Source organism: Enterococcus malodoratus (assembly GCF_027659535.1).
Classification (GTDB): Bacteria; Bacillota; Bacilli; order Lactobacillales; family Enterococcaceae; genus Enterococcus_A; species Enterococcus_A malodoratus.
The window spans coordinates 179,809-197,417 of record NZ_JAQDPG010000009.1; the positions used below are offsets into that span (position 1 = coordinate 179,809).

Here is a 17,609-nt window from a genome sequence, read left to right on the forward strand (position 1 = left end):
GTATTAATTTAACAAAACATTTCGTTTCTTATTAATGCAGCTTGAAAAGTACTTCAAAATAAAAGGCGTATCGATTTTTCCTTAATCAAGGATATCAGTAGAAGCCGCAATAGCTGCTTGCGCTTCGAATTGTTTGATTCGCTCATCTAAGACTTTGATTGTGTCAGTTAAAGCTTAAAGCTTGTGAGCCTATAACCAAGCGCATTGGTGCAGGATTTACATCAGCACTTTCAATGATACGGGTAGCCATTTTTTCGGGATCACCAGCAGCCAAGCCATTGTCTGGATTTAACATCGTTAAAAAGGCATACGCGGGATTTCCATTATATTCGGACATCAAATTTGCTACTTGAGCACTGCCATAGCGAAATTGCGTTCGTGCGCCACTAGGTTCCACGATCGTCATAACAATGGTGATAGGTTTCCACCTTGCGGCGTACCTTCCTCCGAAGGATGAACCAAGCCATTTTCCATAATTCCACTCATGAGATAACGACGTATCAAGCACAAGACCTGTTTATCTTGAACTTTCTTTTCGATAAGGTACATCAGTTTATCGTGATTAACGGTGTCAAAATAAGCTTTCATATCAATGTCTACAACGTATCTGTAACCTTGCTCGTAATACGACTTGGCCTGTATGATTGCCATCTGCGCACTACGTTTTGGACGAAACCCAAAACTATTCTCGGAGAACTCAGTTTCAAATATTGGTTGTAAGACTTGATTGATTGCTTGTTGAAGCATACGGTCGATGACCGTGGGAATCCCCAATTTCCGCTTACCACCATTTGGTTTGGGTATTTCTACCCGCCGTACTGGTGAGGGTTTATATGAACCCTCGCGAAGTTGATTCAGGAGTTCCTCACGATTCTCCTTCAAGTAGGGAAGCAGTTGGTCGTACGTCATACCGTCCACTCCCGCTGCTCCCTTATTTCTGACCACTTGAAGGTAAGCTCGATTGAGATTATCCCTTGACAGGATTCTCTCAAACAGAGTTGATACACCATCTTGGTCTGTTTGTTCACCGCAAGAAGTGCTACGCACTTCGTCATATCTTTCGTGTTCCACACTATCCTTTTGACGATAGTCAGATCGTTCTGTTTTCTGCGATTGTCGCACTTCTCACACCTCCTAAGTTTCTCAAGATTATTATTGTTCAGTCCTTCGTAGCCTGTCAGATGGCTACTACTATGACCTCGGCTGACTTCTTACGATTCATCCTGATGTCACCATTAAGATTGTGCTGGCTCGTTATCATTCAACTTACACGACACCCTCGTAAGACCTCCCCCGGTAAGAGCAATAACTTTCCTCCCATATAACTGCTGGATTTACTGTATAGGTTTCAGGCAGTATTAGACTTCGCCTTGTCTTGCAGACTTATCCGACCTAATTCTGCCTTATATCCAGTTTCTGTTCGTCAGTTCAGGAGTTTGCGTCCGGCTTCCTTCAGCTACAACCTCGCGATTGCCACCTTGCCTTTCACTAACAGTTCCTACTGCCAAGCCTGTAACGGACTTTCACCGCCAAGTTATTGCCCATGCAGGGCGCACCAAAAAACAGGGCCTTTCATCACGAAAGACCCTGTTTAGTATTATCTTGAATATTTTTCTTTAACATTCTAGCAAATTCTTTTACATAATAGTTGGTACCTTCTTTTTTCCAAAACGCACAGTATTTTCGGATAATCGGTTTACCAGCTTTTTGAACAGGAATTCTAGTCGTCGCTGAAAGTGGTGATGGTTGAGAACCAATTTTTTCAAGTGGTAAAAATCCACGATTACTAGCAACCATCAGACGAGCTTCTTCCAGATTTCCAGCATAAATGAACTGATTTGAAAATCCTAAGGTATCCTTATAAAAAGCTTCTTCATGCTCCAATTGATCTTTCGAAGTTATCAAGATACAAGGAATTTCTGAAAGATCTTCTACATTTATTACTTCTTGTTTACTTAAAGGATTACGCCGCAAAATCTCAATAAACGTTGTTGGCTGAATGAGTTCAAGATTGACATAGTCTTTTGAAAAAGCCCTTCTTTGATTACTCAAAACCAAATGAACTGTTTGTTGGAGCAACTCTTGATAAAGTTCCTCATGTGTCCCATGGATCAAATCAATCACTACTTCAGGATAACTCTCTGAAAATTCGGTAATCGCTTGATGTAAAACAGGTCCTCCATAAACTTGTAAATAGCCAATTCTAAGATGAGCATCATCGCTTCCAATTCTTTGGGTTTCCAAAATAATTCGATCAATTCGACTCAATATTTGCCGGCTCTCTTGATAGAAATATTCCCCAGATGAAGTTAAACGAAACTTTCGATGCTGTCTAATAAATAATTCAGTGCCCAATTCTGTTTCTAATGATTGAATTTGTTGAGAGATTGCAGATTGTGAGATAAATTCCTGTTCAGCTGCTTCTGTAAAGCTATTATTCTCAACCACCGAAACAAAATAACGCATTTGTCGTAATAACATTGTTTCACCTCCCTAGGGAAAGATTTAAGTAGTATCTGTGCAATAGATAATTATTTTTTTATTAGATAAAATTCTACTGTTGATAAAATTTTAAAAAAACTGTTGTTTCATATTTCAAGGACTTTATCGAAATTGTTAATACAACTACTTCTTTATTATGCCTCAACTACGACATATTGTACAAGTTTACAATAATTGGTTACCTATATACTTTTTGAACTCATCTTAGAACGTTATTCGCAATTGGTAATCTTCCAGTTTTCTCCTTTAGATAACAATAAGTTATATTGAAAATCATGAGTCACCTTTTCAACATCATCGAGATATTTCACTATGACTTTTACTCGAACCGAATCCTTTGTTTCAAAATAAATAGGATTAGTTATTTCTACAAATTGAAGATTTGTATTAATCGGTTGAATCACATTATTTTCAACATAATACTCAAGTTCTTTTTCCGATGCTGTTGGATAAAGCTTGAAAAATGTCTCTAAAAATTCAGTGATCTCTTCTGTGGTTTTGGCATCAATTTCCGAATCACTTTCTACTTGTTTTGCCTCATATTTTGCCTTATCAGGTTTTGCAACCATTGTCGGCAAACTAGTTACAATATGATTCCCTTTTTCATCTTCAAAAATTGTCACTCGATATGCAGAGGAAATTGATTGTGTCTTTTTCCCTTCTGTAATCTTTTGCTCCACTAAAAACGAAACAACAAATTCTACTGAATTCTTTTCAACATCTAGAATTTTTACAGATTTAACTTCAGAACTAGTGGGAATATCCGCTCGAACCATATCTTGACTCAAAGCGAGACCTTCTTCTGTAAGGTACTGTCCAAGAGTATTCATTCTCTTTTCAACTACTTCCTTGTTATTCTTCCACGAAAAGTATTCTTTCGCAAAATCCTCCGTAAAACTTTCAACCCCAGAAGTATTCACCACCTTCTCTTTCACTACCACTTTTTCATGAGTCGTATGCTGATCAATGGCGGTGAAATTTTTGTAGATGCCAAAAGCAAGACTACAAGACAATAAAAGCCAAAGGGCAAGCACCATTTTTCGATGCTTGCCCACTGAAATGACTCGTTCTTTCTTCTTTTTTGGGATCTTTTCCTTTTGGTTTCGTTCAATTTTTATCTTCATGTTCATTCCTCTTTTCTCTTATTTGTAGCGGCCAGCTCCGATAAGATGCTGCTGCCAATAGCTTTCTGTTAGATCTGTCCAGCCCACTGGATTTCCTGCATGAAACATGCGATTCTCTCCTGCATAAATCCCCACATGAGTCACATAAGTACCGGCATCATAGGTTGAATGAAAGAAAATCAAATCACCTGGTTTGGCATCTTTTAAATCAATATGAGTCATGGCATCATATTGATCCTGAGCCACCCGAGGAAGTTTCAAACCAACTTTGGCATAACACCATTGGGTCAAGCCACTACAATCAAAACCCGTTTCGGGACTTGAGCCACCAAATACATAGGCCGTTCCTTCATACTTAAACGCCTCGTCAAAAATTCCTTGGACTGTTTTATCATCAAACTGTGTGGTGATCAGATATTGTTTCACCAATAAGCAATAAAACATATTGCCATAGTTATACCGCCACCCACCATTCTCCTTGATTGCGATGGGATTAGGATAATCGACTTTTTGACCACCTGATTTTTCCTTTGAAAAAGATTCTGCTAAAGCAAAACTGTGCTTCTTTCCGTTTTCCGAGACATAATCCAAATACCCGCCACCATAGTTATAGGCCTGAATAATGCTATCTTGATCACAACCTAGTTCTTTGGAACGCTTAACCAAAGACGCAAAATAGAGGCATCCTTGTTTGATGGATGCCTCGGTATTTAACGAATTCGGTGGTAAGCCGGCTGACTCCGAACTTTGCATAACGTCTTCCATTGTGCCACCAGATTCCACTTGAATAATCGCCAAAAGAATCGGAACATACTCTGTTATATCCGATTCTTTGGCATACTTTTCCACCATTGCCCGGTGTTTCAAAACTTCTTCTGCGACACTACTACCTCCAGGAGAAGTTCCAGTACTCCCACTTCCTTCACTGTCTTCCCCAAAAAACAAACCCACACACATCAAAATTCCCATAAATGAGATGGTCAGGAAGGTTAATGAAATGACACCCAATTTTTTCAAGTTCATTTTTTCTCACCTGACCTTGGTTTTGAACGAGGGTTCATTCTTTTTTGTATTTTTTGATTGGTCCGCTTTGGAAGAGTAGACCTCTGTTTCACTTGTTGAAAAGAATTTTTCTTTCCTGAGGATTGGTTTATTCCTTTTGAAATGATTTCTTGACCAGCTAGTTTTCGTTTGATTTCAGGATTCAGATTTGCTCTCATAATCCGCTTTGGTGCTTCTTTTTTCTGCGTCATATCTTTCTGAGGTTGAGCTGCTTTATCTATTGGAATATTCGCCCTTCTTTTTCCCTGACGATTTGTAGCTTCACTCAGTATCTTGCGTTTTTCGTCCATTTTCGCATTTCTTCGTTGTCGTTGTTTTTCTCGCAACTCCGCTCGATTTGCTTTTTCTTGGACAAGTCCACGCTTGAATTCTTCTGGTGCTTTTTTCGTCTTTTCGATTCCTTTATGGAGGTTATATTTCAAGTTGGTCGGCGTATTCCGTACTTGATCCTTTACTTGTTTAGTCTTATCTTTCACTAAAGCTTGGGTATCCAGAACTTTGCCGACTTTTCTCCCGGCTAAATTCATTCGAGACTGGTTCTTATTATTTGAAATTGGCTTTTCCTTATTCGAGACAGGCGGTACCTCTTGATCGTTAGGTAATCGTGAGTTCTTTCGTAGAGAAGAATCGGATGGCTTAAATTTGGATTTTGATTGTTCCTTTGCGAGCTTATTTCCAACTGTTGCACCACCACCAAAAGCTAAAGTTCGCCCCACATTTCGATTGAGTTGTCGCAATTTACGGTTCATCAACATTTGCGGTCTTCGCATGACGCGTCTACCCATTGACTGGCTATCATTACTTTGGAGATTGAACATGCTCATAATGTCACCCAATTTGAAATAGATGCCGGCAAAGGTCACAATTTGCAGAAAAGCTACCATAAAAAAGGGATAGGTGGCGGAAATATTGAAAAACATGGTAGAGATACTAAATGCAGTCGTGATTACCAAAGTAACTCCCGCTCGCATCATAATTGTATTAAACAAACGAATAATCGCCTTCTTGCCCAAACTCTCATAAGTCGGCAACATGGACAATAAGAAACTAATTGGCAGAAACATCGCAAAAATAATGAAGAGAATTTGCGAGAACAACATAATCCCAGTCAGAAGAAAGACAAAGAAGGAAATCCCAATATTGAACAATACCAAAAAGACCACGGTCCCTAAACGGTTCATGGTCTTGGTAATACTTAGATTCGCATTGTCATTGTCTTCAATCTCAGCTTTAACCGCTTCTTCTCGATCCTTCCCTTTATTTTCATCCGGACTGACAGATAGTATGTTGTTGACCCGCTCTTCCCCAATTTCTTCTATATTTGAATCATCAAACTGCAAGAGTAACCAAGGTTGTTGGACTTGAATGGAAAACAAGCTATCCCGAATCAAATCCACACTATCTTTTCCCTGGCTTTCAGAATTCGGTACGACGATCTTAGTCCCGAGACTAAGTGCCGCCTCACTGACATCTGAACTAAAGTCATTGATTTTTGTAATATAGGTAGGCGCATACGCAATGAAGGAACCTGAAAGCAGAAAGATCATCACAAAATTAATCACTGCCCGAACTGCTTTAGTGGTTTCTCGTTTTAATAATCCGGTATACGCCACATAAACTCCTAGAGCTAAAATCATTAATAATAGAAACCCAAAGTAAAATCCCGATGTCTGTAGTCCATTTTCGGTAATACCGGCTAGGGTTTGGATATTTTTTCCAATACTTTCAGCCGTATCCGAAATGAAGTCCAGCTTATATGCTTCTTGAACTACATAACCTGTAGCATTCGATAAATACAAACTTACGGACCAAATAAAATTGGTAATGGCATAAAGACCATACATTACGCTCTTCCCTAGGCCATCACCCCAATTCCAAGGGAGCCAATCCCAAGAGCTATCCACAAAGAAATCTAGTTGATAGTTACCAAGTGAATATTGGGAATAAAGATTTCCGGATTCAACTGTATCATCAACCAGACCCGTTGCCTCGGCCACCGTTCCAATCAGACTGAGAAGAAGTAGCATGGTACAGAGACTGATTGCGATTATCCCCACAATCCGAAAAAGTTTCTTTTTCATACCCTCACCCCATCCTCTCTTGAGCCGGCGGACGGGTATCAAAGGCATAGAAGAGTTCTTCAAAGACTGGATGAACTTGGACCACACCTACTCGACCATACAAATCTTGCATCAAGCATTGACCGTTTTCCAAATCTCGTAGACGTTTTTGATTGCTTTCATCTTCTTGATCTAAGCCAAAGAATTCCAAAGTTTTCTTGATTTCATGAATATCGGTACTTCGAAACGCAAATTTCAACCCGATATTATTTTTCAAGCGTTCATCCAGTAAGTCATCACTGTTTTGTGTGACAAAGTAAACACCGGCATTCATGGCCCGACCAGCACGCACTAATTTATTCGATAACGTTTTTCCTTGCGCTACTTGAAGAAAACTCCACGCCTCATCCAGGTCCACAATCTTGAAAATTTCTCGATTACTATGGATAAAGTCCAAGGCAAAAGTGGAAATGACGATTAGCATAGAAACACTAAGCAATTCCATGGTGGTATATTCTTCAAAAGTGGTTTCTGCATCTGGTAAAACCAAATCCGCTACTTGAATGATATTTAACTGCCTATCTAAACTAATCGACTGGGTAATCGAACCATCTGAGAAAAGCAAATGGGCAAAATCATAATCGGTAAAAGACTCGATATGATCGGCAATATTTTCCGCAACTGGTGAGCCTTCATTTCGAAGTTCATTAATGACTTGTAGCAATCCTCGTTGCTCACTTTGGGTAACGGTCCGAATGGCCTTACGCAACACTGGAAACTTCTCCCCATCTCGACTAGAAATTCCTGTTAAAAAGGTCAGAATATCAATTGCTAAACTTTCTGAGTCTTTCTTTTTCTTCATGATGACATAGGGATCAAGTAAGCCTTGATTTTTTGGCTTACTGGTCAAGTTGAGAATATTAATTTCATCTGCAATTTCTAGCAAGGTTTCTTTCCAACCACCTCGTTCTCCTTTTGGATCGACAATCACAGCTTGCCCACCAAAAAGGACAGCATAGTAGACTAAAAGATTGTTACTAAAAGATTTTCCGCCGCCAAGAGAACCAAGGAACGCAGCTGCCAAAGCATTGGTAACTGAACCTTTTACCCCTTGTGAGGCCAATGCTGGTTTCAGGTAGACATTTCGCCCCGTATCTACGTTATAGCCAAAGTAAATTCCTTCCAATTCTCCTAGCATCTGTGTAGCCCCAAAACCAAGCCCCGCCAAAAAGTCAGACGTCACATACTGGATATAGTCGTTCATGTAGCGTTTGCTTGAAGGTAAGAATTCTTCATGTAGCCCTATCATATCGCCAAAGGGCCGGACTAGTTTTACATTGGTATCATCATAAAAGTCAAGCACTTCATCACAGCGGCGTTTTAGTTCATCTACTGATTCGGCACTTACTCGAACCACATAACTCAGTTTGTACATGGATTCTTTCGACTGATCCAAGGTGGTTTCCAATTCGTCCACAGAATCCAACGCATCTAAAACATTAGAATTTGTTTCATTGTCGGATTGATAGGCGTGATTGTCTAAATCTTTTAGTTCCTTTTTCTTATTGCGAACGGTGGCTAATGCCTTCTTGTTCGTCACAATCTCTACATTCATACTTGTGTCGATTGGGAATGTAAATTGTTGTTGCTGGTAATAGAAAAGTTCTGAGGAAGGAAACTCCATTTCCCCTACAATCGTATTGATTGTCAGATACGCTACATACGATTCATGATTTTCGTGTTCTATCCGTAAGTAACGAGGCTTTTCTTCAATCAAGCAACGACTGGGACGTAGAAGGTCATAACGTTTCACCAGCGTTTCGGATTTTAGCTTTTTCTTTGGTAGCTGAAATTCATATTCTTCAAACGGTATCCCTTTTTCACCATAGATATGTTCAATCAAATACGTCAGATCACTGGGAGTGACTCGTCTGACTTTAAATCTTCGAGTCAATTTATTTTCCATTAGTTTTTCAAGCTTGGTATATCGGCGAATTTCTTCATTAGATAAGGAAACAAAATCACCCATTAGATGATGATTCACTCCATAGACAAATTCTTGAAGCCCAGAAAAGAAAGATTTCTTGAGACTTTTTAGATTGACTTCTTCATCTGTGGCAATCAGTTTGAAGCCAATAAAAAAGCGATAATCAATCTGACTATCGCCAATCATGGATACTAATGCATCTGTCTGTAAATCAATTCGTTGTTTCGCGACTTCTTTGAGTCTACCGGTAATTTCCTTTTTCGATCGCTCTTGTGTGGCACGAATACTACTTTCCGTGGCAATTTGTAAGGCGTGAATCTTGCCTTCACGATTTTGTGCAATCAATTGGCGAAAGTTATCATGTACTTGATACTTCTGTTCAGGTGACAAAAAGGAGTAATTGTAAGGTATTAACTCATAGTAGGCAAAACATTCTCCCTCTTGATTAAAGACAAGATTATTTTCAATATACTTAATCGGGTACATAGTTCACACTCCTTACAAGAGTAATGGGTTCATCCCATCGTTTCTTCTGTTCTTTGACTTTCTTTCCTGCAAAAGTGACCTTAAATCGCAAGTGATAACTGATAAAGGATCGTAAAAATCCCAATGGTTTCTTACCGTCAAACGTTTTTTGCGACATGAACCAAGTAACCGCCACCGGTATACCTAAGTATTTTAAAAATGTCCCCTCTATCATAGACAGCGGAGGCATATGGGCAAATACGATGACAAACAGCAAGGATAAAACAAACCAAGCCATCTGGTTAAAAGTCACAGGAAAAGGCAGTTGAAAGTCATTAATCGCATAAATGACCTTTTCAACTGCCCAAATACTGGTATAGCTTTTTATTTTTTTCATATTCAATTGGCTCACTTTCTAATATAATATAAACATCATGCTTAATTTTTTAAGGAGGTACATATGCAAAACTTAGTAACAATGGCAAGTGGAACACTTAACGAAGCTTACTCGGGAACTGAGATTGCAACTTTATTTGCTGAATATGGAGCAGAATTTAACGCTTCTGTTCCCTTTGTCTCAACTCCCTTTCCGAACTTTACTTCTAAGGCTACCGCGATTCAAAATAATTTACAAGCTTTCACAGAAGAACAGCAATTTAAAATTATAAAAGATCTTTGTGAAAGAGTGCTTACTCAAAATCCAGCAAATAAAGACGTTGCTAAGGTTTTAAAACTGTTACTAAAAAATTATGGTTCAGTTTATTCTAGTGATAAAATAGATAGAAATATCATCAATGAAACTAACACTTGGTTGGCTGCTTCCTCAAGAGCAAAAGAAGAGTTTGAAAAGGCCATACAGTCATACGACAACAGCATCTATAACCGTTACACTTTAGATAGTATCAGGCTGGCCTTTGAGTTTTTTATGCAGGATATTTTAAAAAACTCAAAGTCTTTAGAAAACCAGCCTATCGATGGGGAACTTCTACCCTTATTGAGAAAAAAAGGCCTTCCAAAAGAAATAATCAATTTGGTCCGTTCAATTATCAAAGGACTTATAAGCTATCAAAATGAAAATGTTAAGCATAGTCAGACATTTACTGATCTAGAAGTAGAATTTGTTATTGAACAAACTAGCATTCTTATGAAGTTATTCGCAAAAATTGAAAAGATAGAAAAAGAGAGTTGATTTTTATCAACTCTCTTTTTCATCACTACACCTTTTTCTCTTTTTATACTTTCGAAATAGATACTCACATAGAATCATCGCTGAATTCGCAGTAAGGATAGCTTCCTCTTCATTAATTGCAATCCTCTTAGAGCCCTGAGCATGGGCATCTCCTTGACTATTTCTCATCTCAAGAATTTTATCTGACAATGTATTTAGAGCCCCAACTAAAGCTTTTATTCTCTTATCCATATCTTTGTCAATTTTTATATTTAGCCTCTCAAAGACTTCATTTCTTAAATCTTTAGATCTTACAATATTATTATCAATCTTTTTTCCCTTTGTGTTTTCGATGATATATTTCAAGACTTCATCAATCATAGTATTTGATTTTGTCAAAACAGAATCGAAATCTTCATTTTGGATGTCCTTACTTATACGAGTTGGAAGTTGTTGAATATACTCTAAACTGACTTCCTTTGAAAATTTAGTTCCATTAATTAATCTTACGCTATCCTTCTTCTGATATGCCTCTTCAATCAATAGGGTTACAATTGGATTCATTTTAGGCGGTTTATAATCGCTTGGATTTTCAAATTGGCGGATGGCGGTGATTTGCTTCATAGTTTCGTTTAATGAATATATTAATTTGAACTTTATGTGATCACTAATATCCTCTAAGACAAGAAATTCTTTGAAGGAATTTCCTTTAGAGCCACCAAATCTTTCTTGAATTCCAAATCCAACTATTTTCTTAGTGTATAGGTCCCATTCGAGGTTACTGAACTCCAATATATATCCAGGAGAGCCGTCTGAAAAATAATTTGCAAGCTGTTTAGCCTCATCAATATTCACCACTTCCACTCCTTTGAAATACTACTCGATATTTTCTATTGTAGTATCTTTAAGGGCAGTATTCAATATACTCTTACTCACATAGCTCAAAGACCCCACGACTCGTAACCAAATAATTGCCTCCAATCTCCAAATCTCGACCACACGCATCAAAATCAATATACGTCTTCAAATGTTCCGGTACTTCTCCAAAATCACCAGCTTCCACAATCAAGTAATACGCTACATCACTCATATCATTACAATCGGGATAACAAATAATATCATCCACATGCTCCACCATCTCCTCAAAAGAATTGAAAAAAGCGTGCTGAATCTCTAAAGCAACCTCGCCAATCGGCGTTCCTTCTAATTCCTCTGCTAAACCACATAACCGATTAATTTCCTCGATTGGTGTATACTCATCAATCTCAAAAGGCAGTTCATAATCATGAATCGCATATTCTTCATATTCGTCAATTAATCCAATCCGTTCTTTCACTTCATCAAAATCGATAGGTGGGGTAAACCACGCCCCCACCAATTCACCTTCATTGTATTTTCCAAGGTTCGCAATATAAACACGCATCTGTTCCATCGTGAATCCCCCTTACGCACCGATAATTCGGTTAAACAAATTAAGCAAGACATCCTTCACACCAGAAGCATTAAAGACCAGACCTACCGCAATCAAGGCAATCACCAAGAAGCCAATCAGTTTGGAAAACTCACGTTTAAATCCTAAAAACAAACCAATGACCACAATCGCTAGTAATACTAAAGATTGAGCATTGGTTAAAAACCATTGATATAAATTTTGTCCGAAATTCATCTTGTCACTTTCCTTTCTTTTCCATTGCTCGATCCGCTGCTGCACTTGCGTTCATCAAGCACATCACAGTAACACCAAGTAGACTGCCACCAAATACCAATAACATATCTTTTACAATTCCCATCAAAATTCCTCTTTTCATATAATCAAGTCTTCAATTGCCATACTTTGTTGCTCCAAAATCTTTTTATGCCGGTCTGATAACCGCGCATTCTGTACCATATCCTGGATATACGCTGTTTGATTCAATCGATCCAACTCCTTAGCCATTTTCCACGTAGGGGCGACTTGGCGTCCAAGCCAATTCAAGGTTCGTTCTATAGTATAAGGTTTCGGTTCAGAAGTTAATTGAATTTCCTTCCGATTCCGTCCAATAAAGCGCCCCCATTGTTCATTCAAGGGCCAGTTGGTTCGCCGTTTTCCTTCCACCTTATCCGCAAATCGCAAGTAACGATTGATAATGGAAAACGTGGTGCTCTCAATGCTACGACCTTTTAACAAATCTTGAATCGCATGATAAGCACGGTCATTTTTCAGTCGAATCTCAAAACGATTTTTCGTCTCAGTCTGGTCTAATGGAATCCCTAACTTGATATATTGTTCATAATCTTTTTCGTACAGGCAGAAATAAACCTCACTTTTGAGGCTACCGATATATAAAGTATTTCCCATGCCATCCTTTTCATCAGCTTTCAACAGTTCCCCGGAACGGTAACTTTTAAAGGTACGGAACAAGGAGATACATTCTTCCTTCTGACATTTTTTCGTTAACTCAGGTATATCCAATAGCCCCACTCGATCATTGATTGCCAAGTCCAAGCGTTTCATTACGCCACCAGCTTTTAGACAATTCTCGAAAAAGTCGTACCAACTACGCTTTTGGGCGAGTAAAAAAGTTTCAAATTGCCGACAACCACGACCCTTTAATTCTAAAAGAACACCTTTATCTTCTTCATGAGACAACATCACCACTATATCTCCCATGACGTATTGTTCTTGATAGGAGTAAAAGGCGTAATCTTCATGGAGCATATACTCAAATTTTAAATGGAGAATTTCTTGAATAATTTTCCGTACATCCGTTGTGGGGAAACGAATCCTTACATAGTCAAACAGTAACGTCAAAGGCAAATCGGGATTGAAACTTTCCAGTTGGTCAAAAATTTTTCTCATGGTCTTTGCGGATGGTGTTACGCCACCGTTTTCTATCTGATTTAAATAGGGACGACTAAGCCCGCAAGCCGTAGCCAATTTATTTTGCGAAACACCATATTCGTTGCGTCGGTCTTTTAATAACCGGTAATCTAAATTCCGTTGTGCCAAGTTCTCGCCTCCAAATTCAAGGTGTTAACTTTTTCAAATGAGTTAACACCTATACAAATTACTTACTATCCTTGATACAACAAGCATTCTTAATGATTGCTTGCTTATTTTTTGTGTTTTTGTACCCCCCTGTTAGATACGGGGGGTGAGACATCATGACCGGCTGCCGCCGTCCATGAACAGGCACAGCACCACGGAGGATTTCTGCTTCGCAAATCCCCCGCGGTCAGCGCCTATCAGTTGGTTTATTTACCTGTTACTCCGAGGTAATCCCCTCAATTTCTAGTTCTGCTTTTATCTCGAACAAGTATTGACGGATATCCGGTTCTTTCGCAAGGTCCGCAATCCGTTCAAGTTCCGTGATTACTTGATTTAGTTCAATTCGAGTATCGGTTTCCTCATCCATTACATATGAATCACCAGGGACCTTCACCCCATTTTTTCGAATATCAAAATTGAGCCGGTACAGTTCTTCTTCCAATTCCAGATCTGACTGAATCTTGCCAATCACCCAGTAGATTTCTCCAATCAACTCATCATAAATCATCTATTTTTACCTCCTTTAATCTTCTGGCAACATCAAAAATGACCGGAACTGTTACTGAGTTTCCGGCCTGCTTATACAACTGACTATCTGAATTAACTTGAGAAGCTCGGTCAAAAGCCCAATTGGGAAAGCCTTGAAGTCGCCAGCACTCTCTAGGTGTTAGCTTCCGAATCTGATACTGATCCGTGACAACTGCTTGTTGGTCACCTGTTAGTAAAGTATGCACACTTTGTTTTCCCAGACGGCCTCGACGACTTGTGGAATTAGGAAAAGCCAAGTTCACACTGTCCCCTGGCTTCACCTCTTGATATTCTGTTTCATTTTTTCGAATCATAATTTTCGTTCCCCCTTGTTTCGTTGACAAAGTGGGGGCAGTGCCAGTTACCTCATAAACTCGATTGCCTTGTTCAAAATTTCCCGGTAACATACCCGCTACAGAAATCCCATCCTTTACCGGCAATGCGATTTTGATTCCTTCATCACCGGTTAAGGTTGGGGCAACCCCATCTGAACCATAGACTTGGCCACCCATTCCTCGATTGGAAGGATTGATATTTAACAAGTTTCGGATGTTTTGATCAGATGTTGGAGACGATCCAATGATAGGAAATACTTGTTCGGTACGTGCGTCTCGAGAATGTCCGATAAGGAAGACCCGCTCACGGCTTTGGGGAACGTAGGCCTTTGAGTTAAGCACTTGCCATTCCACATCATACCCCAATCCATCCAACGTTCGGAGGATCGTCTCGAACGTAGCCCCTCCTTCGTGATTGAGCAATCCCCGGACGTTCTCAAGGAATAAAAGCTTAGGTTGGAGAAGAGTGGCGAACCGAGCGATTTCAAAGAATAAAGTACCTCGAGTATCGGAAAATCCTTGCCGCTTTCCCGCAATTGAAAAAGCTTGGCACGGAAATCCGCCGCAAAGGATATCCACTGATCCGAGGGATTGAACAAACTCGTCTGATACACTTGTGATGTCATGCATTTCCACCTCCTTCCTTGTATCATGGATTGCCTTATAACTCCTCCGAGCAAATTTATCAATTTCACAAAAGCCGATACACTGGTGACCCGCTTGTTCCATACCTAAGCGAAAGCCACCAATCCCAGCGAATAAATCTAAAAATGTCATAAATCACCTCAATAAAAAAAGCCGAGGATTATTGATATCCCCAGGCTACATACTATTATTTTCTCTTTCCATATGAACGGTTAATCCAGCAATGTTGCTAATTTCCTTTAAGAAATCATACCCTTTTGGTACAAGTGGCGTATAAAATTCGCTAATCACACTCCCTCCTGTATCTACATAACCTCGTCCTTTGATACGTTTCATAAAGAAATTTTTATCAACCTCACCAAACATCATGGAATACCCGAGTTCACTCATACGGCCCAAAGCCACACGAAAATTAAACTGATCGCGAATCCCATCTCCTAAATATTTCGCATCTGGTCTTTGACAAGCCAAAATCAGGAAGAAACCAGACTGACGGCCTAACATCACAATTTGTTTGAGTCTATTCAAAATCACCGCACTTTCTTTCGTCGTTAACATCTCCATATAAGCCACGTATTCATCAAAGATTAAAAAGTTGGGCGGAAGTCCGAGATACGCATAATTTTCTCCTGTTTTGTAGTTGGGCATTTCTTTCATTGCCTTGCTACGGTCCATCATGCGTTCATAAAAATCTTCCACACATGCAGAAATTTCTTCTTTTTGGAAGTATACGTGAGGTATCACCGTACCTAAATCGGCAAGGTCTGCATTTTTGGGATCAAGAACATAAAGCTCGGCATCTGACTTCAAGAGAGCTTGGATAATGGTGAGCAAAAAGTAAGTCTTTCCACCACCTGTACCGCCTGCAATTAACATATGAGGCAAGGAATCATAGGCCCATACTAGATTTTTCATCAATTGCAGAGCTCCGTTTTTTGCTACTACTTCATCTATCCCAATTCGATTGGCAATCATATCGTAAAACAAGGTGTATTCCACATAGGAGTCTTTGAGTTCCTTTTCAACTAACTCACAATACAGTCCGCTTTCTAACTTCTTTTCCAACTTTAAAAGCTGATCTTGATATTTTCCCAGTGAAATTTGAACGCGAATGGAAAGTAAGCCATCTTTCATTCGATAATAAATTTTGGGGAAGTAACTGATAGTCTCTCTAGTTTTACTACTATTCAAATCTTTGAAAAAACCTTCACTTTGCGTCTGTTTTACTTCATACCAATGGTTTTCTAGAATCATCCGAGCTAGCTTTTGTCGATGCCACAAGCTGCGCCAATGATCTTGAAAAAAATGAATATAAAGTAACATCATGCTTCCTGAAAAAGCGAGACTTCCAAGCAGACATACTAAATCTTTTATAGACCAAACAATTTTAATAGTGGAAAGCGATACCTTAGAAATATCAATTTGTCTAAGCTCTTGAAAATAAAAGACACTCATCCAACCGATGAACAAAGCAATTAACCAGCCAAGAACAAAGTGATAAACCAAGTGCTGATCTCCTGCACGTATGCGATGCCCGTTGTACATTTTGATGGTTTCCACCTCCAATCAAAAATTGCCCAATAGAATTTATCAGGCAATTTCAAAAAGTTATGCTAGTCATTTACTGACACGGGAAGTTGTTTCGTTTCTATCACTTGTGTTAAAAAACCTTCAATGGCATCCGGCATCTCCACACCGATTTCTTCCAAGACAGATTCCGCCTGCCGACATAAGTTTTCATTTACTTCGACAACCATAAAGAACGACTCTTCTTCCTCTAACCAATTCAGTACATCAAAGTCTTCTTCGGCATCGTTACCTACTCCCAGTAACCCTTGATGCATAATCAGAAACATTTTTTCATCATAGGTTAATGCTTTAGTGAGTTGTTCCTCAGTTAACTCACCTTTGCCATATTGATCGAGACAGTCTAAAATATGTTCCACATTAATTTCCATTCTTTTCACCTATTTCTTTCCATCATTTTGGTTCGTAGGATTTCCTTGATTCGGTTGTCGTTTCAAGACTAAATCATCTGCCTTGATAAACCAATTAACAGTGGTCCCTTCTCGAAAAACATAATTGGCGACTGTATCCACGATAGGATTGACCAGCTCTACCTCTGCATCATAAGCAAACTCGCGTAAGGGTACATTTGATGGGATACTAACTTGAATCATTCGACCTTGCGCGGAGGATTTCAAATTATAGGTCCGTTCTTTTACCTCATTACTAACCGTTCCATCCTCATTTTGTTTCCGTACTTCTCGACGTAATGCGGAAAAGCGCAACTTCCCAAACGTTAATCCTGAATCTACGACAATACCTTCTGTTAATCTCATCTTCTTTTCCTCCTATGCTTTCACTAAATCATCGACATACAACACGTAATCAGTAAACCCACGATTCTCAATCTCATACCCTTTGGCAACCAAGTGGGGATTCACGGCTTTTAGCGGTTGGTCTTGATCAAAATCCTTTTCACCGGCTTCCGCAGCTACCACCACCTCAATATCATCGGCTCGCTGTTTACTGGAATACAAATGGTAACTACGACCAATTACTGTAGTATTCCGACCATATCCTTCTGTTAAAACTTCGCCTTCTCCGGCATAACTGATCTTTCCAAAGGTTTCGGTCATATCTGGCACAACAAATTTCAATTCCATATTCTTTTCCTCTTTTCATTGTTAGTTTTGGATACA

20 protein-coding genes are annotated in these 17,609 nt (G+C 39.2%); 1 reads left to right on the forward strand and 19 read right to left on the reverse strand.

Going from position 1 to position 17,609, the window contains the following annotated elements; translation table 11 throughout:
* Positions 1-163 precede the first annotated feature (163 nt).
* The 8 genes from PGP85_RS15425 to PGP85_RS15460 all read right to left on the reverse strand — a co-directional run bounded on the left by PGP85_RS15425 (position 164) and on the right by PGP85_RS15460 (position 9,597).
* Complete coding sequence (locus PGP85_RS15425; protein ID WP_198491779.1) at positions 164-406, reverse strand: Rossmann-fold NAD(P)-binding domain-containing protein; 243 nt, start codon at positions 404-406, stop codon at positions 164-166.
* Positions 403-1,122, reverse strand: a complete 720-nt coding sequence (locus tag PGP85_RS15430; protein ID WP_077949807.1) for a reverse transcriptase domain-containing protein — start codon at positions 1,120-1,122, stop codon at positions 403-405. The genes PGP85_RS15425 and PGP85_RS15430 overlap by 4 nt, the downstream gene beginning before the upstream one ends.
* A 453-nt stretch (positions 1,123-1,575) precedes the next feature.
* On the reverse strand, positions 1,576-2,481 hold the full coding sequence (locus PGP85_RS15435; RefSeq protein ID WP_061724776.1) for a LysR family transcriptional regulator: 906 nt from the start codon (positions 2,479-2,481) through the stop codon (positions 1,576-1,578).
* Positions 2,482-2,714: 233 nt separating this feature from the next.
* Entirely contained in the window at positions 2,715-3,626 is a 912-nt protein-coding gene (locus tag PGP85_RS15440) for a conjugal transfer protein (protein ID WP_061724777.1), read from the reverse strand.
* Between the two features lie 18 nt (positions 3,627-3,644).
* On the reverse strand, positions 3,645-4,649 hold the full coding sequence (locus PGP85_RS15445; protein WP_097529481.1) for a bifunctional lytic transglycosylase/C40 family peptidase: 1,005 nt from the start codon (positions 4,647-4,649) through the stop codon (positions 3,645-3,647).
* A complete protein-coding gene (locus PGP85_RS15450; RefSeq protein WP_097529480.1) occupies positions 4,646-6,769 on the reverse strand; it encodes an FUSC family protein in 2,124 nt (707 codons plus the stop codon). The genes PGP85_RS15445 and PGP85_RS15450 overlap by 4 nt, the downstream gene beginning before the upstream one ends.
* 4 nt (positions 6,770-6,773) lie before the next feature.
* Positions 6,774-9,221, reverse strand: coding sequence for a conjugal transfer ATPase TcpF (gene tcpF / locus PGP85_RS15455; RefSeq protein WP_097529479.1), 2,448 nt, complete (start codon positions 9,219-9,221; stop codon positions 6,774-6,776).
* Positions 9,208-9,597: a conjugal transfer protein gene (locus PGP85_RS15460; RefSeq protein WP_061724781.1), complete on the reverse strand. Its 390-nt coding sequence runs from the start codon at positions 9,595-9,597 to the stop codon at positions 9,208-9,210. Before PGP85_RS15460 ends, tcpF begins: the two co-directional genes overlap by 14 nt.
* A gap of 63 nt (positions 9,598-9,660) precedes the next feature.
* Here PGP85_RS15460 and PGP85_RS15465 point away from each other — a divergent pair, with 63 nt between their 5' ends.
* The gene (locus PGP85_RS15465) at positions 9,661-10,389 is read left to right on the forward strand and encodes a hypothetical protein (RefSeq protein WP_061724782.1); all 729 of its coding nucleotides are present in this window, start codon (positions 9,661-9,663) and stop codon (positions 10,387-10,389) included.
* Positions 10,390-10,395: 6 nt separating this feature from the next.
* On the opposite strand, the gene PGP85_RS15470 is transcribed toward PGP85_RS15465, so the two are convergent.
* The 11 genes from PGP85_RS15470 to PGP85_RS15520 form a co-directional block, all read right to left on the reverse strand.
* Positions 10,396-11,232, reverse strand: coding sequence for an abortive infection family protein (locus PGP85_RS15470; protein WP_167630708.1), 837 nt, complete (start codon positions 11,230-11,232; stop codon positions 10,396-10,398).
* 64 nt (positions 11,233-11,296) lie between these two features.
* Positions 11,297-11,800, reverse strand: a complete 504-nt coding sequence (locus tag PGP85_RS15475) for an antirestriction protein ArdA (RefSeq protein WP_069017679.1) — start codon at positions 11,798-11,800, stop codon at positions 11,297-11,299.
* A gap of 12 nt (positions 11,801-11,812) precedes the next feature.
* Positions 11,813-12,034 carry a hypothetical protein gene (locus PGP85_RS15480; protein ID WP_061724786.1) on the reverse strand — a complete coding sequence of 74 codons (222 nt, stop codon included), beginning with the start codon at positions 12,032-12,034 and terminating at the stop codon, positions 11,813-11,815.
* Positions 12,035-12,038: 4 nt separating this feature from the next.
* Positions 12,039-12,176: a DUF3789 domain-containing protein gene (locus PGP85_RS15485; protein ID WP_086269450.1), complete on the reverse strand. Its 138-nt coding sequence runs from the start codon at positions 12,174-12,176 to the stop codon at positions 12,039-12,041.
* On the reverse strand, positions 12,173-13,357 hold the full coding sequence (mobT, locus tag PGP85_RS15490; protein ID WP_061724787.1) for a MobT family relaxase: 1,185 nt from the start codon (positions 13,355-13,357) through the stop codon (positions 12,173-12,175). Before mobT ends, PGP85_RS15485 begins: the two co-directional genes overlap by 4 nt.
* 256 nt (positions 13,358-13,613) lie before the next feature.
* Positions 13,614-13,904, reverse strand: a complete 291-nt coding sequence (locus PGP85_RS15495; RefSeq protein ID WP_061724789.1) for a hypothetical protein — start codon at positions 13,902-13,904, stop codon at positions 13,614-13,616.
* Positions 13,894-15,036: a DNA cytosine methyltransferase gene (locus PGP85_RS15500; RefSeq protein WP_069017683.1), complete on the reverse strand. Its 1,143-nt coding sequence runs from the start codon at positions 15,034-15,036 to the stop codon at positions 13,894-13,896. The genes PGP85_RS15495 and PGP85_RS15500 overlap by 11 nt, the downstream gene beginning before the upstream one ends.
* A 45-nt stretch (positions 15,037-15,081) precedes the next feature.
* Positions 15,082-16,449 carry an FtsK/SpoIIIE domain-containing protein gene (locus PGP85_RS15505; protein WP_061724791.1) on the reverse strand — a complete coding sequence of 456 codons (1,368 nt, stop codon included), beginning with the start codon at positions 16,447-16,449 and terminating at the stop codon, positions 15,082-15,084.
* A 68-nt stretch (positions 16,450-16,517) separates the two neighbouring features.
* Positions 16,518-16,871, reverse strand: a complete 354-nt coding sequence (locus tag PGP85_RS15510; RefSeq protein WP_097529477.1) for a type II toxin-antitoxin system RelB/DinJ family antitoxin — start codon at positions 16,869-16,871, stop codon at positions 16,518-16,520.
* On the reverse strand, positions 16,872-17,246 hold the full coding sequence (locus PGP85_RS15515) for a YdcP family protein (protein ID WP_010708788.1): 375 nt from the start codon (positions 17,244-17,246) through the stop codon (positions 16,872-16,874).
* A gap of 12 nt (positions 17,247-17,258) precedes the next feature.
* A complete protein-coding gene (locus PGP85_RS15520; RefSeq protein WP_010708789.1) occupies positions 17,259-17,573 on the reverse strand; it encodes a YdcP family protein in 315 nt (104 codons plus the stop codon).
* Positions 17,574-17,609: the final 36 nt, after the last annotated feature.

What these genes read in the sequence shown, in the direction of transcription:
- PGP85_RS15520 (WP_010708789.1), bottom strand. Translation starts at nt 17,573, where the DNA reads ATGGAATTGAAATTTGTTGTGCCAGATATGACCGAAACCTTTGGAAAG.
- PGP85_RS15465 (WP_061724782.1), top strand. Translation starts at nt 9,661, where the DNA reads ATGCAAAACTTAGTAACAATGGCAAGTGGAACACTTAACGAAGCTTAC.
- PGP85_RS15475 (WP_069017679.1), bottom strand. Translation starts at nt 11,800, where the DNA reads ATGGAACAGATGCGTGTTTATATTGCGAACCTTGGAAAATACAATGAA.
- PGP85_RS15445 (WP_097529481.1), bottom strand. Translation starts at nt 4,649, where the DNA reads ATGAACTTGAAAAAATTGGGTGTCATTTCATTAACCTTCCTGACCATC.
- PGP85_RS15485 (WP_086269450.1), bottom strand. Translation starts at nt 12,176, where the DNA reads ATGAAAAGAGGAATTTTGATGGGAATTGTAAAAGATATGTTATTGGTA.
- tcpF (WP_097529479.1), bottom strand. Translation starts at nt 9,221, where the DNA reads ATGTACCCGATTAAGTATATTGAAAATAATCTTGTCTTTAATCAAGAG.
- PGP85_RS15500 (WP_069017683.1), bottom strand. Translation starts at nt 15,036, where the DNA reads ATGACATTTTTAGATTTATTCGCTGGGATTGGTGGCTTTCGCTTAGGT.
- PGP85_RS15460 (WP_061724781.1), bottom strand. Translation starts at nt 9,597, where the DNA reads ATGAAAAAAATAAAAAGCTATACCAGTATTTGGGCAGTTGAAAAGGTC.
- PGP85_RS15435 (WP_061724776.1), bottom strand. Translation starts at nt 2,481, where the DNA reads ATGTTATTACGACAAATGCGTTATTTTGTTTCGGTGGTTGAGAATAAT.
- PGP85_RS15450 (WP_097529480.1), bottom strand. Translation starts at nt 6,769, where the DNA reads ATGAAAAAGAAACTTTTTCGGATTGTGGGGATAATCGCAATCAGTCTC.
- PGP85_RS15440 (WP_061724777.1), bottom strand. Translation starts at nt 3,626, where the DNA reads ATGAAGATAAAAATTGAACGAAACCAAAAGGAAAAGATCCCAAAAAAG.
- PGP85_RS15505 (WP_061724791.1), bottom strand. Translation starts at nt 16,449, where the DNA reads ATGTACAACGGGCATCGCATACGTGCAGGAGATCAGCACTTGGTTTAT.
- PGP85_RS15515 (WP_010708788.1), bottom strand. Translation starts at nt 17,246, where the DNA reads ATGAGATTAACAGAAGGTATTGTCGTAGATTCAGGATTAACGTTTGGG.
- PGP85_RS15495 (WP_061724789.1), bottom strand. Translation starts at nt 13,904, where the DNA reads ATGATTTATGATGAGTTGATTGGAGAAATCTACTGGGTGATTGGCAAG.
- PGP85_RS15425 (WP_198491779.1), bottom strand. Translation starts at nt 406, where the DNA reads ATGACGATCGTGGAACCTAGTGGCGCACGAACGCAATTTCGCTATGGC.
- PGP85_RS15480 (WP_061724786.1), bottom strand. Translation starts at nt 12,034, where the DNA reads ATGAATTTCGGACAAAATTTATATCAATGGTTTTTAACCAATGCTCAA.